The 26,167-nt window shown below is 70.3% G+C and carries 22 protein-coding genes and 1 riboswitch; of the genes, 17 read left to right on the plus strand and 5 right to left on the minus strand.

The window, feature by feature from the left end; translation table 11 throughout:
• The first annotated feature begins 9 nt into the window (after positions 1-9).
• Both HL658_RS17180 and HL658_RS17185 read left to right on the plus strand, forming a co-directional pair.
• Positions 10-2,067, plus strand: a complete 2,058-nt coding sequence (locus HL658_RS17180) for a protein-disulfide reductase DsbD family protein (RefSeq protein WP_180283546.1) — start codon at positions 10-12, stop codon at positions 2,065-2,067.
• Between the two features lie 109 nt (positions 2,068-2,176).
• Complete coding sequence (locus HL658_RS17185) at positions 2,177-2,659, plus strand: peroxiredoxin (RefSeq protein ID WP_180283547.1); 483 nt, start codon at positions 2,177-2,179, stop codon at positions 2,657-2,659.
• A 38-nt stretch (positions 2,660-2,697) separates the two neighbouring features.
• Here HL658_RS17185 and rnhA read toward each other — a convergent pair whose 3' ends face one another.
• Positions 2,698-3,177 carry a ribonuclease HI gene (gene rnhA, locus HL658_RS17190; protein WP_180283548.1) on the minus strand — a complete coding sequence of 160 codons (480 nt, stop codon included), beginning with the start codon at positions 3,175-3,177 and terminating at the stop codon, positions 2,698-2,700.
• Between the two features lie 4 nt (positions 3,178-3,181).
• Positions 3,182-4,153 (minus strand): homoserine kinase, encoded by a 972-nt coding sequence (locus HL658_RS17195; RefSeq protein ID WP_180283549.1) that lies wholly within the window; start codon positions 4,151-4,153, stop codon positions 3,182-3,184.
• 81 nt (positions 4,154-4,234) lie between these two features.
• On the opposite strand from HL658_RS17195, the gene HL658_RS17200 reads away from it, so the two are divergent.
• On the plus strand, positions 4,235-4,468 hold the full coding sequence (locus HL658_RS17200; RefSeq protein WP_180283550.1) for a hypothetical protein: 234 nt from the start codon (positions 4,235-4,237) through the stop codon (positions 4,466-4,468).
• 276 nt (positions 4,469-4,744) lie between these two features.
• Here the strand turns inward: HL658_RS17200 and ispH are convergent, their stop codons facing one another.
• Entirely contained in the window at positions 4,745-5,716 is a 972-nt protein-coding gene (gene ispH, locus HL658_RS17205; protein WP_180283551.1) for a 4-hydroxy-3-methylbut-2-enyl diphosphate reductase, read from the minus strand.
• A gap of 116 nt (positions 5,717-5,832) precedes the next feature.
• Between ispH and HL658_RS17210 the strand changes: the two genes are divergently transcribed.
• The 9 genes from HL658_RS17210 (at position 5,833) to HL658_RS17250 (ending at position 18,267) form a co-directional block, all read left to right on the plus strand.
• The gene (locus HL658_RS17210) at positions 5,833-6,417 is read left to right on the plus strand and encodes a hypothetical protein (protein ID WP_180283552.1); all 585 of its coding nucleotides are present in this window, start codon (positions 5,833-5,835) and stop codon (positions 6,415-6,417) included.
• Between the two features lie 95 nt (positions 6,418-6,512).
• Positions 6,513-6,632, plus strand: a riboswitch (glycine riboswitch).
• A 159-nt stretch (positions 6,633-6,791) separates the two neighbouring features.
• Positions 6,792-7,904, plus strand: coding sequence for a glycine cleavage system aminomethyltransferase GcvT (gene gcvT / locus HL658_RS17215; protein ID WP_180283553.1), 1,113 nt, complete (start codon positions 6,792-6,794; stop codon positions 7,902-7,904).
• Between the two features lie 38 nt (positions 7,905-7,942).
• Positions 7,943-8,317 (plus strand): glycine cleavage system protein GcvH, encoded by a 375-nt coding sequence (gcvH, locus tag HL658_RS17220; RefSeq protein WP_180283554.1) that lies wholly within the window; start codon positions 7,943-7,945, stop codon positions 8,315-8,317.
• A gap of 1 nt (position 8,318) precedes the next feature.
• Entirely contained in the window at positions 8,319-9,659 is a 1,341-nt protein-coding gene (gene gcvPA, locus HL658_RS17225; RefSeq protein ID WP_180283555.1) for an aminomethyl-transferring glycine dehydrogenase subunit GcvPA, read from the plus strand.
• Positions 9,660-9,661: 2 nt separating this feature from the next.
• On the plus strand, positions 9,662-11,218 hold the full coding sequence (gcvPB, locus tag HL658_RS17230) for an aminomethyl-transferring glycine dehydrogenase subunit GcvPB (protein WP_180283556.1): 1,557 nt from the start codon (positions 9,662-9,664) through the stop codon (positions 11,216-11,218).
• A 156-nt stretch (positions 11,219-11,374) separates the two neighbouring features.
• Entirely contained in the window at positions 11,375-11,827 is a 453-nt protein-coding gene (locus HL658_RS17235; RefSeq protein ID WP_180283557.1) for a hypothetical protein, read from the plus strand.
• Between the two features lie 112 nt (positions 11,828-11,939).
• Entirely contained in the window at positions 11,940-12,215 is a 276-nt protein-coding gene (locus tag HL658_RS17240; protein ID WP_180283558.1) for a PGPGW domain-containing protein, read from the plus strand.
• Between the two features lie 73 nt (positions 12,216-12,288).
• Complete coding sequence (locus tag HL658_RS17245; RefSeq protein WP_180283559.1) at positions 12,289-13,452, plus strand: aminotransferase; 1,164 nt, start codon at positions 12,289-12,291, stop codon at positions 13,450-13,452.
• Positions 13,453-13,602: 150 nt separating this feature from the next.
• Complete coding sequence (locus tag HL658_RS17250) at positions 13,603-18,267, plus strand: alpha-2-macroglobulin family protein (RefSeq protein ID WP_180283560.1); 4,665 nt, start codon at positions 13,603-13,605, stop codon at positions 18,265-18,267.
• Between the two features lie 24 nt (positions 18,268-18,291).
• Here HL658_RS17250 and HL658_RS37790 read toward each other — a convergent pair whose 3' ends face one another.
• On the minus strand, positions 18,292-18,426 hold the full coding sequence (locus HL658_RS37790; protein WP_281378799.1) for a hypothetical protein: 135 nt from the start codon (positions 18,424-18,426) through the stop codon (positions 18,292-18,294).
• 360 nt (positions 18,427-18,786) lie between these two features.
• Between HL658_RS37790 and HL658_RS17260 the strand changes: the two genes are divergently transcribed.
• The 5 genes from HL658_RS17260 (at position 18,787) to HL658_RS17280 (ending at position 25,632) form a co-directional block, all read left to right on the plus strand.
• Positions 18,787-19,239 (plus strand): MerR family transcriptional regulator, encoded by a 453-nt coding sequence (locus tag HL658_RS17260; RefSeq protein ID WP_180283562.1) that lies wholly within the window; start codon positions 18,787-18,789, stop codon positions 19,237-19,239.
• Positions 19,236-20,372, plus strand: a complete 1,137-nt coding sequence (locus tag HL658_RS17265; RefSeq protein WP_180283563.1) for a thiolase family protein — start codon at positions 19,236-19,238, stop codon at positions 20,370-20,372. The genes HL658_RS17260 and HL658_RS17265 overlap by 4 nt, the downstream gene beginning before the upstream one ends.
• Positions 20,373-20,394: 22 nt before the next feature.
• Positions 20,395-22,728, plus strand: coding sequence for a 3-hydroxyacyl-CoA dehydrogenase/enoyl-CoA hydratase family protein (locus HL658_RS17270; protein WP_180283564.1), 2,334 nt, complete (start codon positions 20,395-20,397; stop codon positions 22,726-22,728).
• A 19-nt stretch (positions 22,729-22,747) separates the two neighbouring features.
• Positions 22,748-24,538: an acyl-CoA dehydrogenase C-terminal domain-containing protein gene (locus HL658_RS17275; protein WP_180283565.1), complete on the plus strand. Its 1,791-nt coding sequence runs from the start codon at positions 22,748-22,750 to the stop codon at positions 24,536-24,538.
• Positions 24,539-24,999: 461 nt separating this feature from the next.
• Entirely contained in the window at positions 25,000-25,632 is a 633-nt protein-coding gene (locus HL658_RS17280) for a response regulator (RefSeq protein ID WP_180283566.1), read from the plus strand.
• A 6-nt stretch (positions 25,633-25,638) separates the two neighbouring features.
• On the opposite strand, the gene HL658_RS17285 is transcribed toward HL658_RS17280, so the two are convergent.
• Complete coding sequence (locus HL658_RS17285) at positions 25,639-26,037, minus strand: CBS domain-containing protein (RefSeq protein WP_343055166.1); 399 nt, start codon at positions 26,035-26,037, stop codon at positions 25,639-25,641.
• Positions 26,038-26,167 lie beyond the last annotated feature (130 nt).

Here is a 26,167-nt window from a genome sequence, read left to right on the forward strand (position 1 = left end):
GCCGGCGCGATGAAAAGGTTTGCATTCGGGGTGCTCGTCCTCCTCATCGCCGGAATGGCCGGTCGGGCCGAGGCGGCAGCCGGTCCGTGGGTGAAGGCCGGCCCGGTGGAGGCCCGCCTGGTCGCCGCCGTGGAGGGCACCGGAACGCTGGACGCGATCCCAGCGGGGCTGGAATTGCGGCTCGATCCGGGGTGGAAGACCTACTGGCGCAGCCCCGGCGACGCCGGGTTGCCGCCCACTTTCGATTGGTCGGGGTCCGACAACCTCGACTCGGCCGTGCACCGCTACCCGGCCCCACACCGCTTCACCCTGCTCGGCATCGAGACGGTGGGGTACGACGCCGAGGTGCTGTTCCCCATCCGCGCGGTGCCGCGCCGGGCGGGAGAGCCGGTCACCCTCAAGGCGTCGGTCGATCTGCTCGTCTGCGCCGACATCTGCATCCCGCAGAAGGTCGCAGTCGGGCTGTCGCTGCCGGCCGGACCCGCCACGCCGGGGCCGGAGGCCAACGACATCGCGCGGGCCGAGGCCGCGGTGCCCGGCGACGGGCGCGCCTCGGGCCTGTCCATCACCGCGATCCGCAGCGCCAGCGGGGTGGTGGAGGTGGAGGCCACGGCGCGCGAGCCCTTCGTGTCGCCGGACGTCTTCATCGAGTCGGTTCCGCCGGTGGCCCTCGGCGCGCTTGAGGTCACCTACCTCGACGGCGACCGGCGGGCCATCCTGCGCCTGAAGGCCACGGATCCCGCCCCGGTCGACCTTGCCGGCCGGACGGTCACCGCCACCATCGTGGACGGCGCGCGTTCGGTCGAGGTCCAGGTCCCGGTCGCCGCCGGAGCCACCGCGGCGGCCGACGGCCGCGGGCTGCTGGCGATGCTGGGGGTGGCGCTGCTGGGCGGGCTGATCCTCAACCTGATGCCCTGCGTGCTGCCGGTGCTCTCGCTGAAGCTGCTGTCGGTGGTGCGCCACGGGGACCGGCCGCCCGCCGCGGTGCGGGCCGGCTTCCTGGCGTCGGCCGCGGGCATCCTGGCGTCCTTCCTCGTGCTGGCCGCGGCGATGATCGGGCTGAAGGCGGCGGGCGCCTCGGTCGGCTGGGGCATCCAGTTCCAGCAGCCGCTGTTCCTCGTCTTCATGGTGGTGCTGGTCACGCTGTTCGCCGCCAACCTGTGGGGCGTGTTCGAGGTGCCGCTGCCGCGCGCCGTCGCCGACCGGCTGGGCGGGCAGGAAGGGCAGGGGCTGGGCGGTCCGTTCGCCACCGGGGCCTTCGCCACGCTGCTCGCCACCCCCTGCTCGGCGCCGTTCCTGGGGACCGCGGTCGGCTTCGCCCTGTCGCGCGGAGCGTTCGAGATCCTGGCCGTCTTCGCGGCGCTGGGTGTGGGGCTGGCGCTGCCCTACCTGCTGGTCGCGGCCGTGCCAGGGCTGGCCCGGCTGCTGCCCCGTCCCGGCCGCTGGATGGCGGCCCTGCGCCGGGTCCTGGGGGCGGCGCTGGCGCTGACCGCGGCGTGGCTGCTGTCGGTAATGGCGGTGCAGGTGGGGACGGAGACGGCGGCGCTGGTCGCCGGGCTGATGGTGGCGCTGGTGCTGGCCCTGTGGCTCGGCCGGCGGCTGGGGGAGGGGATGCGCTGGGCCGGGGCCGGAACGGCGGCGGCGCTGGCGCTGGTCGCCTTCGGCGTGCCGATGGTCTTCCAGCCCGCCGCCGACGCGGCCCCCACCGAATCCGCCACACGCTGGGTTCCCTTCGACGAATCCGCCATCGGCAGGGAGGTGGCGGCGGGCCGCGTCGTGCTTGTGGACGTGACGGCGGAGTGGTGCATCACTTGCCTCGCCAACAAGAAGCTGGTGATCAGCCGCGGCGAGGTGGCGCGCCGGCTGGACGACCCGGCGGCCGGCATCGTCGCCATGCGGGCGGACTGGACGCGGCCCGACGAGCGGATCGCCCAGTACCTCGCCGTGCACGGGCGTTACGGCATTCCCTTCAACATTGTCTACGGCCCCTCCGCCCCCGCCGGCATCCCGTTGCCGGAACTGCTGAGCGAGGCGGCCGTGCTGGAGGCCCTGGAGCGGGCGCGCTGACGGGCGGGCGAGGGGCGGGCGAGCGGGCCGTGGGCGTGACAAGCTTGCCGCCCGCGGCGCGCCCGGCTAGAACGGAGCCGGTTCGATCACAACCCCCCGGGAGGGAAACATGGCCATCCAGGTCGGCGACACGATTCCGTCCGTCAAGCTGAAGCACCTGACCGACAACGGCATGCAGGAGGTCGACACGGCCGACCTGTTCAAAGGCAAGAAGGTCGTCCTGTTCTCCGTTCCCGGCGCCTTCACGCCGACCTGCTCCGCCAAGCACCTGCCGGGCTTTGTCGAGCAGGCCGAGGCCCTGAAGGCCAAGGGTGTCGAGGAGATCGTCTGCACCGCCGTCAACGACCCGTTCGTCATGCGCGCCTGGGGCGAGAAGCACAATGTGGCCGGCAAGGTGTTCATGCTGCCGGACGGCAACGCCGCCCTCGCCACCGCGCTCGGCCTGACCATGGACGCCTCGGGCCACGGCCTGGGCACCCGCGGCCAGCGCTTCGCCATCGTCGTGGATGACGGCAAGGTCACCCACGTCGCCGTCGAGAAGCCCGGCCAGTTCGAGGTCTCCTCGGCCGAAGCGGTGATCGCGGCGGTCTGAGCGAAAAAGGGTGCCGGGCCGTATGGCCGGGCACCCCCTCACTTCCGCCGCGCCTCCTCCAGACCCTGGCGGGCGAGCGCGTCGGCGCGTTCGTTCTCGGGGTGGCCGGCGTGGCCGCGCACCCAGTGGAACTCGATGGCATGACGCTGGCGGGCCTCGTCCAGCCGCTGCCACAGGTCCATGTTCTTGACCGGCTTCTTGTCGGCGGTCTTCCAGCCCTTGGCCTTCCAGCCGTGGATCCACTGGGTGATACCGTTCTTCACATACTCGCTGTCGGTGTAGAGCCGCACGGTCACCGGCCGCTTCAGCGCCTCCAACGCCATGATGGCGGCGGTCAGCTCCATGCGGTTGTTGGTGGTGGCGGGCTCGCCGCCGCACAGCTCCTTCTCCACCCCGCCGAAGCGCAGGATGGCGCCCCAGCCGCCGGGACCGGGGTTGCCGCTGCACGCACCGTCGGTGAAGATGTCGACCGCCTTCGGCGCGTCGTTTTGCGGGGCGTCGGGTGCCGGTTCGTCCATTCCCTCAGCCCTCCATGTCCAGGCCATAGTCGCCGGGGCCGCGCACGCCCTGGTGGAAGCGCAGCTTGCGCCGATATTCCAGCGGGTCCTTGGGCCGCACGAAAGCGCCCTCCGGGTGGTTCAGCCAGTCGTAGAGCCGGGTCAGCAGGAAGCGGATGGCGCTGCCGCGGCAGAGCAGGGGCAGGGCCGCGACCTCGCGCGCCGACAGCGGGCGGACCTTGCGGTAGCCGGTCAGCATGGCCCGCGCCTTGGTGGCGTTGAAGGCGCCGTCGGCCTCGAAGCACCAGGCGTTCAGCCCGATGGCGAGGTCGTAGGCCAGCGCATCGTTGCAGGCGAAGTAGAAATCGATCAGCCCCGTCAGCTCCTCCCCGCGGAAGAAGACGTTGTCGGGGAACAGGTCGGCGTGGATGACGCCGGCGGGCAGGTCGGCCGGCCAGCGCGGGCCGAGATGCTCCAGCTCCGCCCCCAGCTCCGCCGACAGGCCGGGCCGCACCTCGTCCGCGCGGTGACGGCATTTGGCGTAGAGCTCCCGCCACCCGGCGAGGCCCAGCGCGTTCGGCCGCGTGAGGGTGAAATCCGCCGCGGCGAGATGCACCCGCGCCAGCGCCGCGCCGACCTCCGCGCAGTGGACGGGCTGCGCGCGGCGCGGCCACTGGCCGGACAGGAAGGTGACGATGACAGCCGGCCGGCCGCACAGCTCCCGCAGAGCCACTCCGTCGCGCGCCGCCACCGGCAGCGGGCAGGCGATGCCGCGGGTGGACAGATGCTCCAGCAGACCCAGGAAGAACGGCAGATCCTCCCGCTTCGTCCGCTTCTCGTAAAGCGTCAGGATGTGGGGGCCACGCTCCGTGACCAGCAGGAAGTTGGAATTCTCGACCCCTTCCGCGATCCCCTTGCAGGACAGTACGGAGCCCAGATCATAATCGGCGACGAAGGCATCGAGATCCTCGTCGGTCACTTCGGTGTAGACGGCCATGGGCGAAGCGCTACCGGGATTCCCCGTCCCGGTCAACGCCGGGCTTGCCCGGCGGGTGCGGGGGCGTGCATCAATGGCCGCATGCGCACGGCCATCCCGATCCTCCTCGTGCTGCCGGCCCTCCTGGCCGGCTGCGGCCTCGACTTCAGCCACGCGCGGGAGGACGCGAACGCCTGCATCGCGCGCGGGTTGACGCCCGGCACCCACGAGTTCGCGGCCTGCCGCACCGGACTGGAAAAGGGCCGCCGCGAGCGTGCGCCGGCGCCGACCGGGCAGGAGGCGATCCCGTTGCTGTTCAACAACCGGTCGGGGTGACCGGCCGCCGGTCAACGCGACGGGCGGTCGCAGGAGAAATCATCCACAATCGGCTGGACGACTGTGTTGACTTTTTGAAACAGTCGTGTGTCCGCCCGATGCACCGACGCAACCAGCAAAAACCAACAAACATGCGGTTTCGAAGGATCCGGCTTGCCGCACAAAAAATGGGCAAAGCCGCAAAAACGTCATGGAACAGGCGCTTTACGCCGGGAATCCTGCGGATTCGCCCACCGACTTATCCACAGGAAATGGGGGTATCTCGGCAGCGCCGCCTCACGCGGTCACCGCCGGCCCCTCCGCCGCCTCGACCAGCGCCTTGGGCAGCTTGAAGACGATGCTCTCCTGCGCGGTGGTTACCGTCTCCAGCGTGACGTCGAAGCGGCTGCGGATGGCGTCCACCACCTCCTCCACCAGCACTTCCGGGGCCGACGCGCCGGCGGTGATGCCCAGCGTGCGCACGCCCTCCAGCCAGGCCCAGTCGATCTCTGCCGCACGCTGGACCAGCCAGGCGCGCCCGCAGCCGCTGGTCTTCGCCACCTCGACCAGCCGCTTGGAGTTGGAGGAGTTGGGCGCGCCCAGCACCAGCAGCGCCTCGATGCGGTGGGCGATGCTCTTCACCGCCTGCTGGCGGTTGGTGGTGGCGTAGCAGATGTCCTCCTTCTTCGGGCCGGAGATGGAGGGGAAACGGGCCTGCAACGCCGCCACGATCCCCGCCGTCTCGTCGATCGACAGGGTGGTCTGGGTGGCGTAGGCGAGGTTGCCGGTGTCGGTGAGGTCGAGCCGGGCCACGTCCTCCTCCGTCTCCACCAGCACGACGGCATCCTCGGGAAGCTGGCCCATGGTGCCGACCACCTCCGGATGGCCGGCGTGGCCGATCAGGACGATGCGCTTGCCCTCCTCGAAATGTCGTTCCACCTCGCGGTGGACCTTGCTGACCAGCGGGCAGGTGGCGTCGAGGTAGAACAGACCGCGGCGGTCGGCCTCTGCCGGCACCTGCTTGGGCACGCCATGGGCGGAGAAGACCACCGGACGGCCGTCCGGCACCTCGTGCAGCTCGTCCACGAAGACCGCACCCTTGGCCTCCAGCGTCTCGACCACGAATCGGTTGTGGACGATCTCGTGCCGGACGAAGACCGGGGCGCCGTAGCGCTCCAGCGCCGTCTCCACGATCTGGATCGCGCGGTCGACGCCGGCGCAGAAACCGCGCGGTGCGGCGAGCAGGATGGTCAGTGGCGCTCTGGTCATGCCGTATCCCGTTTCTCAGGCTCTCGCGGACGCATGCTGCGGTGCGGCTTGTGCCGGCCCCGCCGCTTCTCTACAGTCGCGGCCGGACGCAACGAAAACGACACCAGGCAACGCGCATGCTCCGCCGTTCGCACCCCTATATAGGAACCTTCGCCCGCGCTTGTCTGCCGCTTTCGGCCCTTGTGGGGCTGGGCGGCTGCGGCAGCATGGGGCTGTCGGCACCGACCCCGACCGAACTGGCGCTGGCTTGCCCGAAGGTCGCCATCGTCCGCGATCTCCAGACCGTGACCCAGTTCCGGCCCGGGGCCGGGCGCGATCTGACCGACGTGGAGTCCCGCGCCGCCCTGGTGGACTACGCCGGCAACTGCGAATACGGCAGCGACGGCGTGACCGTCAACGTCAACCTGTTCCTGGTCGCCGAGCGCGGTCCGGCCCTGCAGGGCAGCCAAGCCAAGTACACCTATTTCGTCGCCATGTCCAAGCCGGGCCAGGACCAGCCGGCGATCAAGACCGCCTTCGACACCACGGTGGACTTCCCGGCGGGCAAGAACCGCGCCGGCAACCGGGAGGAGCTGAACCCGAGGATCCCCCTGCCCAAGGACGTGAACGCCAAGGACTGGGCCATCTTCATCGGCTTCCAGTTGACCCCGGAACAATTGGAATACAACCGGAAGCAACTGGAGCAGCCGGTTGTGAAGTAGTGCGGCTGTATGGAGCGGGGCAACTTTTCCGAAGGGTGGTCCACGCATCCGTTGACAAACCCGCCCGGCCGGGTAGGTTAGGCCGCATACGCCGATCATCCCTCGCGGGAGAGACCGCCGCGGAGCCTGCCCCGACAGGGGCATGCGCCGGCCGGGCGGCGCCGAAGGAGCAACCGCCCCCGGAAACTCTCAGGCAGAAGGACCGCAGGGACAGGCACTCTGGAAAGCGGATCGCCGCGCTCGTTGGCGCGATGATCCCACCGAAGGAGTAAGCCGGCGCCGTCCGCGGCCCGGTGAATCTCTCAGGTCCAAGACAGAAGGGGGCCGACCTCCGCGAACCCGCGGGGGATGGCACCATCGTCGGAGGAACCGGAGTGACCGAGGCGCCTGATACCCTCAAGACCACCCCGCTGCACGGGCTCCATCTGGAGCTGAAGGCCCGCATGGTACCCTTCGCCGGCTATGACATGCCGGTGCAATACCCCATGGGCATCATGAAGGAGCACCAGCACACCCGCGCCCGCGCGGGTCTGTTCGACGTGTCCCACATGGGGCAGGTGCGGCTGTTCGGCGACGATCCGGCGGCGGCGCTGGAGTCGCTGGTGCCGGGCGACATTCGCGGGCTGAAGCCGGGGCGGATGCGCTACACCCTGTTCACCAACGAGGCTGGCGGCATCCTGGATGACCTGATGGTCACCAACGCCGACGGGCATCTGTTCCTGGTGGTCAACGCCGCCCGCAAGGAGCACGACATCGCCCACCTGACCGAGCGGCTGAAGGGCCGGGCGGAGGTGGAGCCGCTGCCCGACGCGGCGCTGATGGCGATCCAGGGGCCGGAGGCGGCGGCGGTGCTCGCCCGCTTCATCCCGGAAGCCGCGACCATGGCCTTCATGAGCTACCTGCCGGCCACCTTCGACGGCATCCCGGTGATCGTCACCCGCTCCGGCTACACGGGCGAGGACGGCTACGAGATCTCCTGCGCGTCGGCCGACGCCGACCCCATCGCGCGGCGCCTGCTGGCGGAGGAGGAGGTCGAGGCGATCGGGCTGGGTGCCCGCGATTCGCTGCGGCTGGAAGCCGGGCTCTGCCTCTACGGCCACGACATCGACGAGACGACCACGCCGGTCGAGGCCGCGCTGGAATGGGCGCTGTCCAAGCGCCGCCGGCAGGAGGGCGGCTTTCCCGGCGCCGACACCATCCTGAAGCAGCTTGCCGAGGGAGCGCCGCGCCGCCGCGTGGGCATCCGCCCCGACGGCCGCGCCCCGGCGCGCGAGCACACCGAGATCACCGACGCCGCGGGACGCCGCATCGGCGAGGTCACCAGTGGCGGCTTCGGCCCCACCGCCAACGCGCCGGTCGCCATGGGCTATGTGGAGACCGCGTCGGCCGCCGCCGACACGCCCCTCCAGCTCATGGTGCGCGGCAAGCCGCTGGCCGCGCGGGTGGCCGCCATGCCCTTCGTGCCGCAGCGCTACTACCGCGGTTGACAGACAACACACACGGACTTCCGGACAGGGGACAGGCGATGACCGTCAAGTACACCAAGGATCACGAGTGGGTTCGCATCGAGGGCGACGTCGGCACGGTCGGCGTCACCGACTTCGCCCAGCAGCAGTTGGGCGACGTGGTGTTCGTGGAACTGCCGGAGGCCGGCCGCGAGCTGACGCTGGGTGGCGAGGCGGCGGTGGTGGAGTCGGTGAAGGCGGCGAGCGACGTGTTCGCCCCGGTCTCCGGCACCGTGACCGAGTCGAACGGGGCGCTGGTCGAGGAGCCCTCGATGGTCAACAGCGCGGCCGAGACCGACGGCTGGTTCTTCAAGCTGACGCTGTCCAGCCCGTCGGAGCTGGACGACCTGATGGACGCCGACGCCTACAAGGCCTACGTCGAGGGACTGCACTGAGATGCGTTACCTGCCCCTGACCGAGTCCGACCGGCGGTCGATGCTGGCGACCATCGGCGCCGCGTCGGTCGACGACCTGTTCCGCGACGTGCCCATGGCGGCCCGCCACTCCGGCCCGATCCCCGAGCTCCCCGGCCACATGGGCGAGCTCGAGGTGGAGCGGCTGCTCGGCTCCATGGCCGCCCGCAACCTCGCGGCCGGGTCCTGCCCGAGCTTCCTGGGGGCGGGGTCCTACCGCCACCATGTGCCGTCCACCGTCGATTACATGATCCAGCGCGGCGAGTTCCTCACCGCCTACACGCCCTACCAGCCGGAAATCAGCCAGGGCACGCTCCAGGTCCTGTTCGAGTTCCAGACGCAGGTGGCGCTGCTGACCGGCATGGATGTCGCCAACGCCTCCATGTACGACGGCGCGACCTCCTGCTCGGAGGCCGTGAAGATGGCCAACCGCATCACCCGGCGGAAGAAGGCCATCCTGTCCGGCGGGCTGCACCCGCATTACCGCGACGTGACCACGACGGACGCCGCCTTCACCGGTTTCGACGCCGTGACCCTGCCGCCCGACGCCTTCGGCGGCGAGGATCTGGCGGGCATGGTGGACGCGCAGACCTCCTGCGTGGTGGTGCAGTACCCCAGCGTCTTCGGCCGCATCTACGACTACACGGAGCTGGCGAAGAGCTGCCAGGCCAAGGGCGCGCTCCTCATCGTGGTGGTGACGGAGGCCGTGTCGCTCGGCCTGCTGACCCCGCCCGGCGACATGGGTGCGGACATCGTGGCGGCGGAGGGCCAGTCCTTCGGCAACCCGCTGAACTTCGGCGGACCGTATGTCGGGCTCTTCGCCTGCAAGGAGAAGTACGTACGCCAGATGCCGGGCCGGCTCTGCGGCCAGACGGTGGACGCCGACGGCAAGCGCGGCTTCGTGCTGACTCTCTCCACCCGCGAGCAGCACATCCGGCGGGAGAAGGCGACGTCCAACATCTGCACCAACTCGGGCCTGTGCGCGCTGGCCTTCTCCATCCACGTCTCTCTGCTGGGCGAGGAAGGGCTGGCGGGGCTCGCCCGCCTCAACCACGCCAAGGCCGTGCAGCTCGCCGAGAAGCTGGCGGGTGTCAAGGGGGTGGAGGTCGTCAACGACGCCTTTTTCAACGAGTTCACGGTGAAGCTGCCGAAGCCCGCCGCGGGCGTGGTGGAGACGCTGGCGCAGCGCCGCATCCTGGCCGGCGTGCCGGCCTCCCGCCTGTTCCCCGGCGAACACCCCGACCTGCTGCTGGTCGCGGCGACCGAGACCAACACCGACTCCGACATGGACGCCTTCGCCCAGGCGCTCGCCGAGGTGCTGTGACGATGAACAACCAGGGACGACCCACCGCCATCCCCGCCCCGACCTCCGCGGCGGGCGACACCGTCACCGGCAACCGCGGCCTGCGCATCGAGGAGCCGCTGATCTTCGAGCAGGACAGCCCCGGTCGCTGCGGCGTCGATCTGCCGGCATTGCCCGACGTCGGCCTGCGCCTCGGCCCGGTGAAGCCGCGCGGCAGCATCGGGCTGCCCGGCCTGTCCGAGCCGCAGGTGGTCCGCCACTACACCCGGCTGTCGCAGAAGAACTATGCGATCGACGCCGGGCTGTACCCGCTCGGCTCCTGCACCATGAAGCACAACCCGCGCCTGAACGAGAAGATGGCGCGGCTGCCCGGCTTCGCCGACGTGCACCCGCTCCAGCCGGAGTCGACCGTGCAGGGGGCGCTGGCGCTGATGGACGAGCTGGCCCACTGGCTGAAGGCGCTGACCGGCATGCCGGCGGTGACGCTGGCGCCCGCCGCCGGCGCGCATGGCGAGATGGCCGGCATGATGGCGATCCGCGCGGCGCTGGAGCACCGCGGGGAGGGTGCCCGCAAGCGCGTGCTGGTGCCGGAGAGCGCGCACGGCACCAACCCGGCGACCGCGGCGGCCATCGGCTACAGCGTCGATCCGATCCCGGCGACCGCCGAGGGCCGCGTCGATCTGGAGGCGCTGAAGGCCAAGCTGGGTCCGGACGTGGCGGCGATCATGCTGACCAACCCGAACACCTGCGGCCTGTTCGAGCGCGACATCATCGCGATCGCCGAGGTGGTGCACGCGGCCGGTGCCTTCTTCTACTGCGACGGCGCCAACTTCAACGCCATCGTCGGGCGGGTGATGCCGGCCGAGCTCGGCATCGACGCCATGCACATCAACCTGCACAAGACCTTCTCCACCCCGCACGGCGGCGGCGGCCCCGGCTCCGGCCCGGTGGTCTTCTCCGCGGCGCTGGCGCCCTTCGTGCCGGTGCCCTACGTGCGCAAGGACGGTGACCGCTTCGTGCTGGTCGAGCGCGAGGGGGAGGGCGGCACCGCCTATGGCCGGATGAAGGCCTTCCATGGCCAGATGGGCATGTTCGTGCGCGCGCTGTCCTACATGCTGAGCCATGGGGCGGATGGGCTGTGGCAGGCGTCGGGCGACGCCGTGCTCAACGCCAACTACCTGATGGCGCGGCTCAACGACGTGATGACGGCGCCGTTCGAGGGGCCGTGCATGCACGAATGCCTGTTCGACGACCGCTTCCTGAAGGGCACCGGGGTCAGCACGCTCGACATCGCCAAGGCGCTGATCGACGAGGGCTTCCACCCCATGACCATGTATTTCCCGCTGGTCGTGCACGGCGCCCTGCTGATCGAGCCGACCGAGACGGAGTCCAAGGACGCGCTCGACCAGTTCGTCACCGCGCTCAGGGCGCTGGCGGAGCGGGCGAAGACGGGCGACGCCGCCTGGTTCCAGGCGGCACCGCGCTTCACCCCGCGCCGCCGCCTGGACGAGACCGCCGCAGCCCGCAAGCCGGTGCTGCGCTGGGCGCCCGAGCCGGAACGGCTGGAAGCGGCGGAGTAACGGGGAGGACGTTGGGTCTTGCGGCAAGCGAAGACCCAACGTCCGCCACTGTTCATGACAGGAGTTTAATTTAGAGGTTAAACAATCTTCAGTATCGGCCCGGCGGAGAATGGTGTAGCCTTCTCGCCGGGTTTGAGGTCAACGTGGGAGGCGGAGATGCCGGTGTGGCGCCGTTACCTCGTTCGCGACGCCTCCGGGCGGATGGTCGAACTGCCGAGCCGCGCTTTGGACAAGGCGGAGGACGGCACCTCGCCGATACCGGGCTTCGCCGGCCGCTGCGTCGATGTGGTGGCCGCCGTCCTGGTCGCCGAGCGCGGCCAGAGTCCGCAGGTGGCCGAGGTGTCCTTCACCAAGCTGTATTTCGACAAGAGCGGCTTCGTCGATACCGGCAAGCGCGAACGCATGATCCGCCTGATGCTGGAGAGCGTCGCCGACAAGCGCCTCGCCCGCATTCCCAACGCGGCGCGGGCGGAAGCGGCGGTGCGCGCCGGTGCCGCCCGGCTCCAACTCGCTGACGAGTTCGCGTGGCAGCCCGGCCCGGCGGAAATGAACGAGGTCATGCTGCGGCTCGACCACCGCCCGGCCGGGCAGGGTCACACCGTTCACTGATGGGGCACCACTGACCGGTCGGCATTGAAGTCCGGCCGTCATTGAAGTCCGGTCGGGTCCGGCACCATATGACGGCTCGGCGATCCCGCCGCATCGAGGCCGCGACACCACCATGGCACGCAGCACCGCCGCCACCCTGTCCCTGGCCCGCATGCGCCAGATCGTGTTGATCGGCATGGGCTGGACCATCATCGCCGTCGGTTTCCTTGTTGTCCCCCTGCCGGGGCCGTTCGGTCTGCCGTTGATGCTGGTGGGCGGCGTCATCCTCCTGCGTAATTCCGACGACGCCAAGCGTCTCTTCGTGCGCATGAAGCGCCGGTTCCCCCGCCTGTTCGTTCCGGTGGAGCGCGTCCGCGACCGCCTGCGCCGCCGCCGCCGCGCCGTCTGACCGGCGCCTCTTTACAGCCGCGTGACGGTGCTGCCATGGTGCCCGCCTTCGGTTCGATGCGGAGGAAGCGGCGGTGCGGTCGGGCAATGCGGTCCTGTCGGGGTACGGGACGACCATCTTCGAGGTGATGTCGCGTCTGGCGGATGAGCATGGCGCCATCAATCTGGGCCAGGGCTTCCCTGACGACCGCGGCCCGGCCGACGTGCTCGAAGCCGCCTCCCGCGCTCTCCAGGATGGGTGGAACCAGTACCCGTCGATGATGGGCACGCCGGAGCTTCGACAGGCGCTGGCCGCCCACGCCGCCCGCTTCTACGGGCTTGATGTCGATTGGAAGACCGAGGTGATGGTCACCTCCGGCGCCACCGAGGCGCTGGCCGCCTGCCTGTTCGGACTGATCGAGCCCGGCGACGAGGTGGTGCTGTTCCAGCCGATGTACGACAGCTACCTGCCGATCGTGCGGCGCGCCGGCGGCATCCCGCGCTTCGTCAATCTGCGCGCCCCGGACTGGAGCTTCACCGAGGCCGATCTGGCCGCCGCCTTCAGCGCGAAGACCAAGCTCGTCCTGATCAACGACCCGCTGAACCCGGCGGCCAAGGTGTTCACCCGCGACGAGCTGGCGCTGATCGCCTCCTTCGTCGAGCGGTACGACGCCTTCGCCGTCTGCGACGAGGTGTACGAGCACATCGTCTTCGACGGGCGCCCGCACATCCCGCTGATGACCCTGCCCGGCATGCGCGAGCGCTGCCTGAAGATCGGCTCGGCCGGCAAGACCTTCTCGCTCACCGGCTGGAAGGTCGGCTACATCACCGGCGCTCCGCGCCTGCTCCAGCCCGTGGCGAAGGCGCACCAGTTCCTCACCTTCACCACCCCGCCGAACCTTCAGGCGGCGGTGGCCTACGGGCTGGGCAAGGACGCGTCCTACTTCAGCGGGCTCGCCGAGGGTCTCCAGGCCAAGCGCGACCGGCTGGCGGCGGGCATCGCCGCGGCCGGGCTGGAGGTGCTGCCGTCCGCCGGCACCTATTTCGTGGTGGCCGACATCCGTTCCACCGGCTTCGACGGCACGGACGAGGATTTCTGCCGCTGGCTGACGGCGGAGGCCGGGGTGACCGCGATCCCGGTCAGCGCCTTCTTCGTCCAGGACGCGCCCACCACCTGCATCCGCTTCTGCTTCTCGAAGCGGGACGAGATCCTGGACACGGCGGCGGAGCGGCTGCGCGTCCGTCTGGCGCGCGGGTGACCGGCGGCCTTCCCGGAAGACTTATCCGTTTGGTGCCAAACCCGTAGCGCTTTTCCAGGCGCTTCGGCATACTCCCGCGCCGATTGAAGCCGGGCCGGCCCCGCGGTCGCACCGCAGGCGGCCCCTTCCTCCTTGGGGGCGTTCCCTGTCATGCTGCGTGCGCCGGCGCGTGTCCTTGCCGTTCTCCTTGCGTCGATCGCCCCCGCATCCGCCGACGAGCCGCCGCCGCTGACGGTCACCGCGCTGGAGGTGGTGGCCGAGCGCGATGTGCCGCAGGTCTGCGCCACCCTGTCGGAGCGGCTGGACCGGGTCGGAACCGACTACCGCTCCTTTGTGGAGGTGACGCCGCCGGTCACCGCGACCGTCGTGGTGCGCGATCGCAACCTGTGCGTGGAAGGGCCGCAGCACGGGCAGAAATACACGGTCACGCTGAAGGCGGGCCTGCCCGGTGCGGATGGCGGGACGTTGGCCGCCGCCGAATCACGTGAGGTGGAGATCCCCAACCGCAAGCCGGCGCTCGCCTTCCGCGGCGGCGGCTACATCCTGCCGCGCATCGGGGCGGAGGGGCTGGCCCTGCGCTCCATCAACGTGGACCGGGTGCGCATGCAGGTGCTGCGCATCACCGACCGCGGGCTGGTGGAGAAGATCTATTTCGGCCGCATCAGCCAGCAACTGTCCGACCACGAGGTGGGCGATCTGGTCGACCGCGCCGCGCAGGAGGTGTGGAAGGGCGACATGGCGGTGACCGGCAACCGCAACCAGCCGGCCGTCACCGCCTTTCCCATCGACGCGGTGCTGGGCCGGCTGGAGCCGGGCGTCTACATCGCCGCCGCCGCCATGGCCGACGGGGTGAAGGCCAGCCAGTGGTTCGTCGTCTCCGACCTCACCCTCAACACCGTGCTGGGGGAGGACGGGCTGGTGGTCTTCGCCCGCTCCCTGGCGACGGCGGGGCCGCTGGGCGGGGTGGAGCTGCGGCTGCTCGCCCGCAACAACGCGGAGTTGGGCAAGGTCAGCACCGGTGCCGACGGCATCGCCCGGTTCGACGCGGGCGCACTCCGCGGCACCGGTGACGACGCACCGCAGGCGCTGTTCGCCCGCGGCGCCGGCGGTGACTTCGGCTTTCTCGACCTCGTGGCCCCGGCCTTCGAGCTGGCCGACCGTTCCACCGTGGCGCCGACACCCGGCCGGGCCGACGCCTATCTCTTCTCCGAGCGTGGCATCTACCGCCCCGGCGAGCCGGTGAACCTGACGGCCCTGCTGCGCGACCCGCAGGGCGCCGCCGTGCCGGGCAAGTCGTTGACGCTGCGCCTGCTGCGCCCGGATGGCCTCGAGGTGGACCGCCGGCCGCTCACCGACGGCGGGGCCGGTGCCTACGCGGCACGGCTGGAGCTGCCGCGGGGTGCGCTGACGGGTGCGTGGTCGGCGACCGCTCATCTGGAGCCGGAGGGGCCGGCCGTCGGGCGCGTGGAGTTCCGGGTGGAGGATTTCGTCCCGCCGCGCCTGGGCGTGACGCTCACCGCCGATCGCCCGGCGCTCGACGCGGAGTCCGCCGCCAGCATCACCATCGCCGGCCGTTACGTCTATGGCACCGCCGCCGCCGGCCTGCCGGGCGAGCTGTCGATGACGCTGCGCGCCGCGGAGAACCCCTATCCCCAGCATCCCGGCTACCGTTTCGGGCTGACGCAGGACGATGTGAAGCCGCAGCGCAGCGAACTGCCGGGCTTCACCACCGGCGAGGACGGTCAGGCGCACGGCACCCTGCGGCTGGACCGTGCACCGGAGAGCACCCGCCCGCTGGAGGCGGTGGTGCGCGCGGCCATGGTCGATGTCGGCGGGCGCCCGGTGGCACGCGAACTGGTGCTCCCCGTCCGCCACCGCCCCTTCGCCATCGGCATCCGTCCCCGCTTCGCCGGTGACGCGGTGCCGGAGGGGGCGACGGTCGGCTTCGACGTGATCGCCGTGGCGCCCAACGGCACCCCCATCGACCGCCCCGACCTGTCCTACGAGCTGTACGAGGAGGAGCCGGAATACAGCTGGTTCGAATCGAACGGGCGCTGGGACTACAAGGTGGAGGTGCGCGACCGCCGGCAGACCGGCGGTACGCTGTCGCCAGCCGCCGGCAAGCCCGCCACGGTGGAGGAGCCGGTGACCGCCGGCCGCTACCGGCTGGAGGTGTTCGACCCGAAGACCGGCGTCGCCAGCTCCGTCCGTTTCGCCGCCGGCTGGTGGCTGACGCCGACCACGCTGGAGCGTCCGGACGAGGTGGAGGTCACCGTCATGCTGCCGCGCTACCGCGGCGGCGAGACCGCCTGGGTGCACATCAGCCCGCCCTACCGAAGCCAGGTCCTGATCGCCGTCGCCGACCGGCGCATCCGCATGGCGACGACTCGGGAGATCGGCCCGGAGGGCGCCTTCCTGCAGATTCCCGTGGACCCGTCCTGGATCGGCGGTGTGCATGTGGTCGCCAGCGCCTTCGCCATCCCCGACCCGCAGCAGAAGAGCGGGCCGCGGCGCGGTATCGGCACATCCTGGCTGGCGGTGGACCCGTCCGACCGGTTGCTGAAGGTCGCGGTGACGCCGCCGGGCGAGACCCGACCGCTGACCCGACTGCCCGTCGAGGTGACGGTGGAGGGTGCCGCACCGGGGCAGCCGGCCTATGTCACCGTGTCCGCGGTCGACGAGTCGGTGCTGCGCCTCACCGACTTCCACGGACCCGATCCGGCGGCCCATTATTTCGGACCGCGCGAGCTGACGGTGGAGATGCGCGACGTGTACGGCCGGCTGGTCGAAGCGGAGCCGCCGCCGCGCGCCCGCACCGCCGTGATGCCGTCGCTGCCGACCCCCGCCATGGGGCCGGGCCGGGCCAGCGCCACCCTGTCGCTGGTCTCAGGGATCGTCGCGGTGGGCGAGGGCGGACGGGCGACCATCCCGCTCGATCTGCCGGACTTCACCGGGCGCCTGCGCCTGACGGCGGTCGCCTGGACCGCCGACCGCATGGGGCGCGCCGACTCGGTGGTGGAGGTCCGCGACCCTGTGCAGGTGGACGTGGCGGTGCCGCGCCATCTCGCCCCCGGCGACCGTGCGACCGTCGCCGTGACCATCGCCAACACCGGCGGCCCGGCCGGTGCCTACGCCGCGCGGATCGCCGCCGATGGCGGCGTCGTGGCGCCGGGCGATCCGGTGGCCGTCGGGCATCTGGAGCCCGGTGGGCGGGGTGCCGCCGCTTTCGAGCTTGCCGCCGAGGGCGATGGTCCCGCCCGCCTCACGGTGGAGGTCACGGGGCCGGACGGCCTGCGCCTGACGCGTACCGTCGATGTGACGGTGCGGAGCGCCGAACCGCTGGCGGTTCGGAGCCAGACCGCGGCCCTCGCGGCGGACGGCCTGTTCACCCCGCCGCCGGAACTGGCCGCCGGCCTGCGCCCCGGCGCGTTTGCCGCCGCGATGCTCGGCGGCCCGGTGGAGATCGACGTTCCCGGTCTGCTCGCCGGTCTTGCCCGCGAACCGGGCGGCGGGGCGGAAGCGGCGGCGAGCCACGCGCTGGCCCTGCTGCCCTTCCTCGACACCGCGGCAGCGTTGGGGATCGGCGGCGAGGACGCTTTGCGCGCGCGTGTCCGTCGCGCCCTGGACCGTCTTTGGGCCTATCAGCGCGCCGACGGCGCCTTCGCCCCGTGGTCGGCGACCGGGGACGCGGACGGCTGGCTGTCGGCCTACGCGCTCGACGTGCTGGGCCGGGCACGCACCGCCGGATTCACGGTGGCCGAGGTCCGCTACCGCAAGGGGCTGGAGTCGCTGAAGCGCAGCCTTGAGAATACCTGGATCGACGGGGCCGGCTTCCCGGCCCGCGCCTACACGCTGCTGGTCCTGGCCCGTGCCAAGCTGATCGACGCGGCCCCGCTGCGCCACTTCCGCGAAGCCTTCTGGGACAAGGCGCCGGGCGATCTGGCGCGCGCCCAGATTGCGGCGGCCTTCGCCGCGCTGGGTGACGGCCGCGCCGCCGCCGAGGCGTTCGAGCGGATGGCCGCCGCCCGTTCCACGACCGCCGGACTGCGCGACGACGCGGCGGTGTTCGTGCTGGCGCTGGAGGGGGCGGCGGATCGCGAGCGTGGTGCGGCGGCCGAGCGTCTGCTGCGCGCCGCCGCCCAGCGCGGTGCCGTCACCGCGCAGGAACGGGCGTGGCTGCTGCTGGCCGCCCGCGCGCTGCTGGACAAGTCAGGGCCGGTCAAGCTGCTCGTCGGCGACCAGACGGTCGATCAGCCGCGCGCCGTCATCCGACGACTCGACGCTGCCGCCCTCCCGCCGATCCGCAACGCGGGTGGCGAGGTGAAGGTGGCGGTCACCGTGGCCGGCACCCCGGCCGACGCTGTCCCCGCGGCCGGACAGGGCTTCGCGCTCACCCGGCAGCTTTTCGACACCGCCGGCCGCCCGGCGGCGATGGATGGGATCGTCCGCAATCGCCTGTATGTGGCGGTGCTTGAGGGCGAAGCGACGGACCCGGCCACCGCCCACGCCATGCTCACCGACGTTCTGCCGGCCGGATTCGAGGTGGAGACGGTGCGCCTGTCCGACAGCGGCGCGCTGGGTGGGTTGTCCTGGGCCGGGGGCAGCGTCGGCGTGCGGCACGCGGAGGCGAGGGAGGACCGGGTGAGCGCCGTGCTCGACCTGCCGGCCGAGCAGCGCCGCTTCCGGCTTGTCTATCTGCTCCGGGCCGTGACGCCGGGCAGCTTCCGCGCGCCGGGGGCCGCGGTGGCCGATCTGGACCGCGCCGGCGTGTTCACGCGCCTGGACGCGTCGCAGGTGACGGTGGTGCCGGAATGACGGTGGAGGAGGAGCGGTGGTCGTTCAGACCAGCTCCTCCGGCTCCGACCGCCGGCGGGTGACGAGCATCAGGATGCCCACGAGCAAGGCGAAGAACACCGTCATGATGGCGTAGAACGCCATCGTGATGCCCACCGTCAAGGTGCCGATCAGCACCATCAACAGTATCCAGACACCGAATGAAACGATCGTTCGCGAAGACATGGCCCGTCCCAACCCGTAAGTGGAAGCCGTGGTTTTTTTGATTTTGGAAAGGGTGCCATAGGCATCGGCCGAAGCTCCGCGTGGCATCCTGTCACAGCGCGCCGCCGCCGCACCCAGACCCGCCGACATACCGCGATGTGCGTTAGGAATTGGTAAGGACGGTGGCCGCGTTGGCGGGGCTGCCAACGCGCCACGCCATGCCGTGGCCCTCGCAAACAATCCGCCAATCCCGCTTGACCTCCGCCGTTTTCTCACTTACCTTTACGTAAACGGAAGGCGTCCGAGCCGGCGCCGCAGGGAATCGGAGGGTCGGGGATGGGCGATGCCGCCCGGTTGCGGGACGACTCGGGATACCCGGAGCGCACCTACGCCATCGGCGAGCTGGCCGACGAGTTCGGGCTGACGCTGCGCAGCATCCGGCATTACGAGGACGAGGGGCTGCTCTCGCCCGGCCGGGAGGGGACGGTGCGCGTCTACGACCGTCGCGACCGGGCGCGCCTCGCGCTCATCTGCCGCGGCAAGCGGCTGGGCTTCAGCCTCACCGAGATCAAGGAATTCCTCAGCCTCTACGACACCGACGGGGCGCAGGTGGGGCAGATGCGCTACCTGCGCCGCATGGCGCGCGAGCGCATTGCCGCCCTGCGCCGCCAGCTCGCCGACGTGCAGCAGACGCTGACCGAACTGACCGACATCGATGACCAGATAACCCGGCACCTGCGGCGGCAGGGAGCCGACGACGCAACGAACGAGGAGGGATCACGCTCATGAAACCGGTCGTCATCGCGGGCTTCGCCCGTTCCCCCTTCACCTTCGCGACCAAGGGCGAGCTGGCGAAGGTGCGGCCCGACGATCTGCTGGCGACCGTGGTGTCGGCGCTGGTGGAGCGCACCGGCGCCAAGCCGGCCGACATCGAGGACGTGATTGTCGGCTGCGCCTTCCCCGAGGGCGAGCAGGGCATGAACATCGCCCGCACCGTCTCCTTCCTGGCGAAGCTGCCGGTGACGGCGTCGGCCACCACGGTCAACCGCTATTGCGGCTCCTCCATGCAGGCCATCCACATGGCGGCCGGCGCCATCCAGATGGGTGCGGGCGAGCTGTTCGTGTGCGGCGGCATCGAATCGATGAGCCGGGTGCCGATCATGGGCTTCAACCCGGTGCTGCACGCGTCCCTCGCCAAGGAATGGCCGGAAACCTACTGCTCCATGGGCATCACGGCGGAGAATGTGGCCCGCCGCTACGAGATCGGGCGGGAGGAGCAGCAGGCGGTCGCCGTCGCTTCCCACGCCAAGGCGGCCGAGGCGCAGGCCACCGGCCGCTTTGCCGACGAGATGGTCGCCATCGCCACGCCCTCCGGCCGGGTGGACCGCGACGGTTGCGTGCGGCCGGGAACCACGCAGGAGTCGCTGGCCGGGTTGAAGCCGGCCTTCGACGCGTCCGGCACGGTGACGGCCGGCACATCCTCCCCCCTGACCGACGGGGCGTCGGCGGTGCTGGTGGCGACCGAGGAGTACGCGCGGGCCAACGGCCTGCCGATCCTCGCCCGCATCCGGTCCGTGGCGGTCGCCGGCTGCGCGCCGGAGGTGATGGGCCTCGGCCCCGTCGAGGCGACGCGCAAGGCGCTGGCCCGCGCCGGCCTGTCCATCGGCGACATCGGCCTCGTCGAGCTGAACGAGGCCTTCGCGTCGCAGGCCATCGCCTGCATGCGCGAGCTGGGCATCGACCCCGCCATCGTGAACCTGGACGGCGGCGCCATCGCGCTCGGCCACCCGCTGGGCGCCACCGGTGCCCGCATCACCGGCAAGGCGGCGTCGTTGCTGAAGCGCGAGGGCAAGCGCTACGCGCTGGCCACCCAGTGCATCGGCGGCGGGCAGGGCATCGCCACCATCCTCGAAGCGGTCTGACGGCGCGGGAGGGAGACGGATCATGGAGATCAAACGCGCCGCCGTGATCGGGGCGGGGGTGATGGGAAGCGGCATCGCCGCCCACATCGCCAACACCGGGGTGCCGGTCCTGCTGCTGGACATCGTGAAGCCGGGGGCCGCCGACCGCAGCGCGCTGGCCAAGGGTGCCGTGGAGCGGCTGCTGAAGGCCGACCCCGCCCCCTTCATGCACCCGAAGAACGCCCGGCTGGTGACGCCGGGCAACCTTGACGACGACCTCGGCGCCCTGTCGGAATGCGACTGGATCGTCGAGGCCATCGTCGAGGACCCCAAGCTCAAGGCCGACCTCTACACCCGCATCGACGCGCTGCGGAAGGACGGCTCCGTCGTCTCCTCCAACACCTCCACCATCCCGCTGGCGATGCTGACGCAGGGCCAGTCCGAGCGCTTCAAGCGCGATTTCCTGGTCACCCATTTCTTCAACCCGCCGCGCTACATGCGCCTGCTGGAGATCGTGGCGGGGCCGGAGACGCGGAGCGACGCGCTGGCCGCGGTGGCGGATTTCTGCGACCGCCGGCTGGGCAAGGGCGTGGTGCGCTGCAAGGACACGCCGGGCTTCATCGCCAACCGCATCGGCGTCACCTGGATCCAGTCCGCCGTCAACGCCGCCTTCGACCTGGGCCTGACGGTGGAGGAGGCGGACGCGGTGGTCGGGCGGCCCATGGGCATTCCCAAGACCGGCGTGTTCGGCCTGATGGACCTCGTCGGCATCGATCTGATGCCGCACATCGCCAAGAGCCTGCTCGCCACCCTGCCGGAGGGCGACCTCTACCGCCGCCTGCACCGGGAATTCCCGGTGATCCAGCGCATGATCGCCGACGGCTACACCGGGCGGAAGGGCAAGGGCGGTTTCTACCGCCTGAACCGAGAGGGCGGGGCCAAGGTGAAGGAGGCGATGGACCTCGTCACCGGCCAGTACCGCCCCGCCGAGCGGCCGAGGCCCGAGAGCGTGGCCGCCGCCGGAAGGGATCTGCGGGCATTGGCCGAGCACCCCGACCGCACCGGCCGCTACGCCCGCCGCGTGCTGGCGGAGACCCTGTCCTACGCCGCCTCTCTGGTGCCGGAGATTGCCGACAGCATCGTCGCGGTGGATGAGGCGATGCGCCTCGGCTACGCCTGGAAGCAGGGGCCGTTCGAACTGATCGACCGTCTCGGCACGGCGTGGTTCGCCGAGCTCTGCCGGTCGGAGGGGTTGCCGGTTCCGGCCCTGGTGGAGCAGGCGGCCGGCCGGCCCTTCTACCGGGTGGAAGACGGCAAGCTGCAATATCTGACCACCGGCGGCGTCTACGACGACGTGCGGCGTCCCGACGGCGTGCTGCTGCTGTCCGACGTCAAGCGCGCGTCCAAGCCGGTCTGGAAGAACGGCTCGGCCGCCCTCTGGGACATCGGCGACGGCGTGATGTGCCTGGAGTTCACCAGCAAGATGAACGCGCTGGATGGCGACACCATGGCCGCCTACCAGAAGGCCATGACCCTGATCGGCAGCGGCAAGGGCGACTGGAAGGCGCTGGTGGTCCACAACGAGGGGGACAACTTCTCCGTCGGCGCCAATCTCGGCCTCGCCATGTTCGTCGCCAACATCGCGCTGTGGCCGGCGATCGAGGAGATGGTGGAGGCCGGGCAGCGCACCTACCGCGCGCTCAAATACGCCCCCTTCCCGGTGGTGGCCGCACCCAGCGGCATGGCGCTGGGCGGCGGTTGCGAGATCCTGCTGCACGCCGATCATGTGCAGGCGCATGCGGAGACCTATACCGGGCTGGTCGAGGTGGGCGTCGGCGTGATCCCCGGCTGGGGCGGCTGCACGGAGATGCTGGCCCGCCACGCCGCCAACAGCCGCGGGCCGAAGGGGCCGATGCCGCCGGTGGCCGGCGCCTTCGAGACCATCAGCCTCGCCAAGGTCGCCAAGTCGGCCGCCGAGGCGAAGGATCTGCTGTACCTGAAGGCCACGGACGGTATCACCATGAACCGCGACCGGCTGCTGGCCGACGCCAAAGCCAAGGCGCTGGCGCTGGCCGACGGCTACACCCCGCCGGAGAAGCCGGCCTACACGCTGCCGGGGCCGGGCGGCAAGACGGCGCTGGACCTGTTCGTCCAGGGCTTCGCGCTCCAGGGCAAGGCCACGCCGCACGATGTGGTGGTCTGCGACCATCTCGCCCGCGTGCTCACCGGCGGCCCCAAGACCGATCCGATGGAGCCGGTGGGCGAGGATCGCATCCTGAAGCTGGAGCGGGAGGCCTTCATGGCGCTGGTCCGACACCCGGCGACCATGGACCGCATCGAGCACATGCTCACCACCGGCAAGCCGCTGCGCAACTGAGGAAGGGGAGGGACCGACCATGCCGATCTACAAGGCGCCGCTGGCCGACGTGGAGTTCGTGCTCGATTCCATCGTCGGGGTGAAGGCGCTCTCGACCCTTCCCGGCTTCGAGGACGCCACCCCCGACCTGATCCGCCAGATCCTGGAGGAGGGGGCGAAGCTCTGCGAGGAGGTGCTGTTCCCGCTGAACCAGTCCGGCGACGCGGAGGGCTGCAGCTTCGAGAACGGCGTCGTTCGCACGCCGGCGGGCTTCAAGGAAGCCTATCAAACCTATCTGGAGGGTGGCTGGACCGGGCTGTCCTGCGACCCGGCCTATGGCGGGCAGGGTCTGCCGAAGCTGGTGAACACCATGCTGGAGGAGTTCATCTGCTCCGCCAACCTCAGCTTCGGCATGTATCCCGGCCTGTCGCTGGGGGCCTACAACGCGCTGTCGCTCTACGGCTCCGACGAGTTGAAGGCGCGCTTCCTGCCCAAGCTGGTGGACGGCACCTGGTCCGGCACCATGTGCCTGACCGAGCCGCATTGCGGCACCGACCTGGGGCTGATCCGGACCAAGGCGGTGCCCGGCGAGGACGGCGCCTACGCCATCACCGGCACCAAGATATTCATCTCCGCCGGCGAGCACGACCTGACGGAAAACATTCTGCATCTGGTGCTGGCCCGCCTGCCGGACGCGCCCGCCGGCACCAAGGGCATCAGCCTGTTCCTGGTGCCCAAGTTCCTGCCGCGGGCGGACGGCACGCCAGGGCCGCGCAACGGCGTCGCCTGCGGCTCGATCGAGCACAAGATGGGGATCAAGGCCTCCTCCACCTGCGTGATGAACTTCGACGAGGCCACCGGCTGGCTGGTGGGCGAGCCGCACAAGGGCATGCGGGCGATGTTCGTGATGATGAACGCGGCCCGTCTGGCCGTGGGCATCCAGGGTCTGGGCGTCGCCGAGGTCGCCTATCAGAACGCCGTCGCCTACGCCCGCGACCGGCTCCAGGGCCGTTCGCTGAAGGGCACCAAGGCGCCGGACAAGCCGGCCGACCCCATCATCGTGCACCCCGACGTGCGGCGGAACCTGTTGACCGCGCGCGCCTTCACCGAAGGCGCGCGGGCGCTGGGCGCGCTGGTCGCCTTCCACCTCGATCTGGCGGAGAAGCACCCGGACGCGCGGCAGCGCCAGGAGTCGGACGAGTTCGTCCAGCTCATGACGCCGATCGTCAAGGCGCTGTTCACCGACATCGGCTTCGACGCGGCCAACATCGCGGTGCAGGTGCATGGCGGCCACGGCTTCATCTGGGAGACCGGCGTCGAGCAATATGTGCGCGACGCCCGCATCACCCAGATCTACGAGGGCACCAACGGCATCCAGGCGCTCGACCTCGTCGGCCGCAAGATGGGGCAGGATATGGGGCGGCTGCTGCGCCGCTTCTTCCACCCCGTCCAGGCCGAGCTGGAGGCGGCCATGGACGACGACGGGCTGCTGGAATTCGCCGGCCCGCTGGCCAAGGCCTTCGGCAAGCTTCAGCAGGCGACCGCCCTGATCGCCCAGAAGGGCATGAAGGACCCGGAGGAGGCGGGGGCGGCGGCCAGCGACTATCTGCGGATGTTCGGACTGGTGGCGCTCGGCTGGATGTGGCTGAGAAGCGTCAAGGCGGCCCGCGCCAAGCTGGCGGCTGGGGAGGGCGACGCGGCCTTCCTGGACGCCAAGGTGAAGACCGCCCGCTTCTTCATGGCGAAGCTGCTGCCGCAGACCGGCGCCCTGTTCACCACGATCCTTTCCGGTGCCCGACCGCTGATGGAGATGGAAGAAGCTGCATTTTGATGCGTATTTTAGGTTGCTCCGCCGCTCCGGGATTTCGTGTGTTCCCGGAGCGGCACCAGATGCGTTGCCAACGGAAGCGCGGCCATGGCTTCCCAAGCGAAATCAACAGATAATGCTGTTGTGTGTACGCCGCCGCCAGCCCATAGTGCAGCGGTGGATTGAGCGAAATCACGTCTTTCCATCAGAGCTGCATGTCACAGGGATGACCCCACGGCGTCGGGCGTTCTCAAGTAATGGTTCGGACACATTCTGTCTGATTGTGCGCTGCACCGGACTGTGACAACCGGTGAAAGCGGTTGTCGCTGATCTACCGTTCGTGGTACACCAGAATAGTAGCTCGGATGGAGGCGTGGCTCGTATAGCTTTCGACCCATCGTCATATGCGGATCGACTGCCAATGGCACCAAATCCTCATGTGAAAGGGATGAAATTCGGGCCGGAGTGGAGCGCGGGAGAGTGAGATGAGGATCCTGATCGGCGACGACCATGTGCTGTTCCGGGAGGGACTGCGCAGGCTCCTCGAACAGCTCAAGGACGGCAGCGACTTCCAGGAAGCCAGCAATTTCAATGAGCTGCTCGACATGGCGGCGGCGGGAGAGACGTACGACCTGGTGCTGACGGACCTCCGCATGCCCGGCTGGCCCGGATTCGAGGGGATCGCGATGCTGCGGGAGCGTCAGCCCGATGCCAAGGTGGTGGTGGTCTCCGCGTCGGAGGCGCACGGCGATGTGCGCGACGCGCTGGAGCGGGGCGCCGCGGGTTATATTCCGAAATCGTCCAGCGTGAAGATCATGCTGAGCGCGCTCGACCTGATCTTCTCCGGCGGCGTCTATGTGCCGCCGACGGTCCTGCGCGAATCGGTGAGCGAGCCGGAGACGCGCTCCATGCCGCCGTCCGACCCGGCGCTGGAGCAGTTGCTGACCCAGCGTCAGCGCGAGGTGCTGGAGCGGCTGCGCGAAGGCAAGTCGAACAAGCAGATCGCGCATGAGCTGGGTCTGTCCGAGGGCACGGTGAAGATCCACATGACCGCCATCTTCAAGTCCCTCGGCGTGCGCAACCGCACCCAGGCCGCTATGGCGTTCCCGCAGTCCTGACCGCGTTCAGCCGATCCCCGCCACGAAGTCGCGCAGCGACTCGACCTCCATCTCGGTCTCGTCGAGCCGGGTCTTCACCACGTCGCCGATGCTGATGACGCCCACCATGCGCTCGTCCTCGATGATGGGCACATGGCGGATGCGGCGCTCGGTCATCACGGACATGACGTGGGCAACGGTGTCCGCCGGGGTCGCGGTTACGAGCTGGCGCGTCATCAGGTCGGAGGCTGGGCGGTCAAGGGCCGCTGCGCCATCGGCCGCAATGGCGCGGACGATGTCGCGTTCGGAGACGATCCCGCAGGGCAGCGCCGACCCGTTCTCCTCCATCACCACGACCGCACCGATGCGGTGGCGGGTGAGAGTGCGCGCGACGTCGCCGATGCTGTCGCCCGGCCGCACCGTCACGACGTCCGCTCCCTTCCGTTTCAGAACCGCTGCCACATGCATGGCCTGCTCCTTCCCGAATTGTTGGGATGACCAGCAGACACCGCGCGCGCCCTTGTGGGAACCCTCTCAAACGGCAACGCCGGATATG

The organism is Azospirillum oleiclasticum (assembly GCF_013423485.1).
Taxonomy (GTDB): domain Bacteria; phylum Pseudomonadota; class Alphaproteobacteria; order Azospirillales; family Azospirillaceae; genus Azospirillum; species Azospirillum oleiclasticum.

Coding starts and splice junctions, on each gene's coding strand:
- HL658_RS17180 (WP_180283546.1), top strand. CDS start 10: ATGAAAAGGTTTGCATTCGGGGTGCTCGTCCTCCTCATCGCCGGAATG.
- HL658_RS17185 (WP_180283547.1), top strand. CDS start 2,177: ATGGCCATCCAGGTCGGCGACACGATTCCGTCCGTCAAGCTGAAGCAC.
- rnhA (WP_180283548.1), bottom strand. CDS start 3,177: ATGGACGAACCGGCACCCGACGCCCCGCAAAACGACGCGCCGAAGGCG.
- HL658_RS17195 (WP_180283549.1), bottom strand. CDS start 4,153: ATGGCCGTCTACACCGAAGTGACCGACGAGGATCTCGATGCCTTCGTC.
- HL658_RS17200 (WP_180283550.1), top strand. CDS start 4,235: ATGCGCACGGCCATCCCGATCCTCCTCGTGCTGCCGGCCCTCCTGGCC.
- ispH (WP_180283551.1), bottom strand. CDS start 5,716: ATGACCAGAGCGCCACTGACCATCCTGCTCGCCGCACCGCGCGGTTTC.
- HL658_RS17210 (WP_180283552.1), top strand. CDS start 5,833: ATGCTCCGCCGTTCGCACCCCTATATAGGAACCTTCGCCCGCGCTTGT.
- gcvH (WP_180283554.1), top strand. CDS start 7,943: ATGACCGTCAAGTACACCAAGGATCACGAGTGGGTTCGCATCGAGGGC.
- gcvPA (WP_180283555.1), top strand. CDS start 8,319: ATGCGTTACCTGCCCCTGACCGAGTCCGACCGGCGGTCGATGCTGGCG.
- gcvPB (WP_180283556.1), top strand. CDS start 9,662: ATGAACAACCAGGGACGACCCACCGCCATCCCCGCCCCGACCTCCGCG.
- HL658_RS17235 (WP_180283557.1), top strand. CDS start 11,375: ATGCCGGTGTGGCGCCGTTACCTCGTTCGCGACGCCTCCGGGCGGATG.
- HL658_RS17240 (WP_180283558.1), top strand. CDS start 11,940: ATGGCACGCAGCACCGCCGCCACCCTGTCCCTGGCCCGCATGCGCCAG.
- HL658_RS17250 (WP_180283560.1), top strand. CDS start 13,603: ATGCTGCGTGCGCCGGCGCGTGTCCTTGCCGTTCTCCTTGCGTCGATC.
- HL658_RS37790 (WP_281378799.1), bottom strand. CDS start 18,426: ATGGTGCTGATCGGCACCTTGACGGTGGGCATCACGATGGCGTTCTAC.
- HL658_RS17260 (WP_180283562.1), top strand. CDS start 18,787: ATGGGCGATGCCGCCCGGTTGCGGGACGACTCGGGATACCCGGAGCGC.
- HL658_RS17265 (WP_180283563.1), top strand. CDS start 19,236: ATGAAACCGGTCGTCATCGCGGGCTTCGCCCGTTCCCCCTTCACCTTC.
- HL658_RS17270 (WP_180283564.1), top strand. CDS start 20,395: ATGGAGATCAAACGCGCCGCCGTGATCGGGGCGGGGGTGATGGGAAGC.
- HL658_RS17275 (WP_180283565.1), top strand. CDS start 22,748: ATGCCGATCTACAAGGCGCCGCTGGCCGACGTGGAGTTCGTGCTCGAT.
- HL658_RS17280 (WP_180283566.1), top strand. CDS start 25,000: ATGAGGATCCTGATCGGCGACGACCATGTGCTGTTCCGGGAGGGACTG.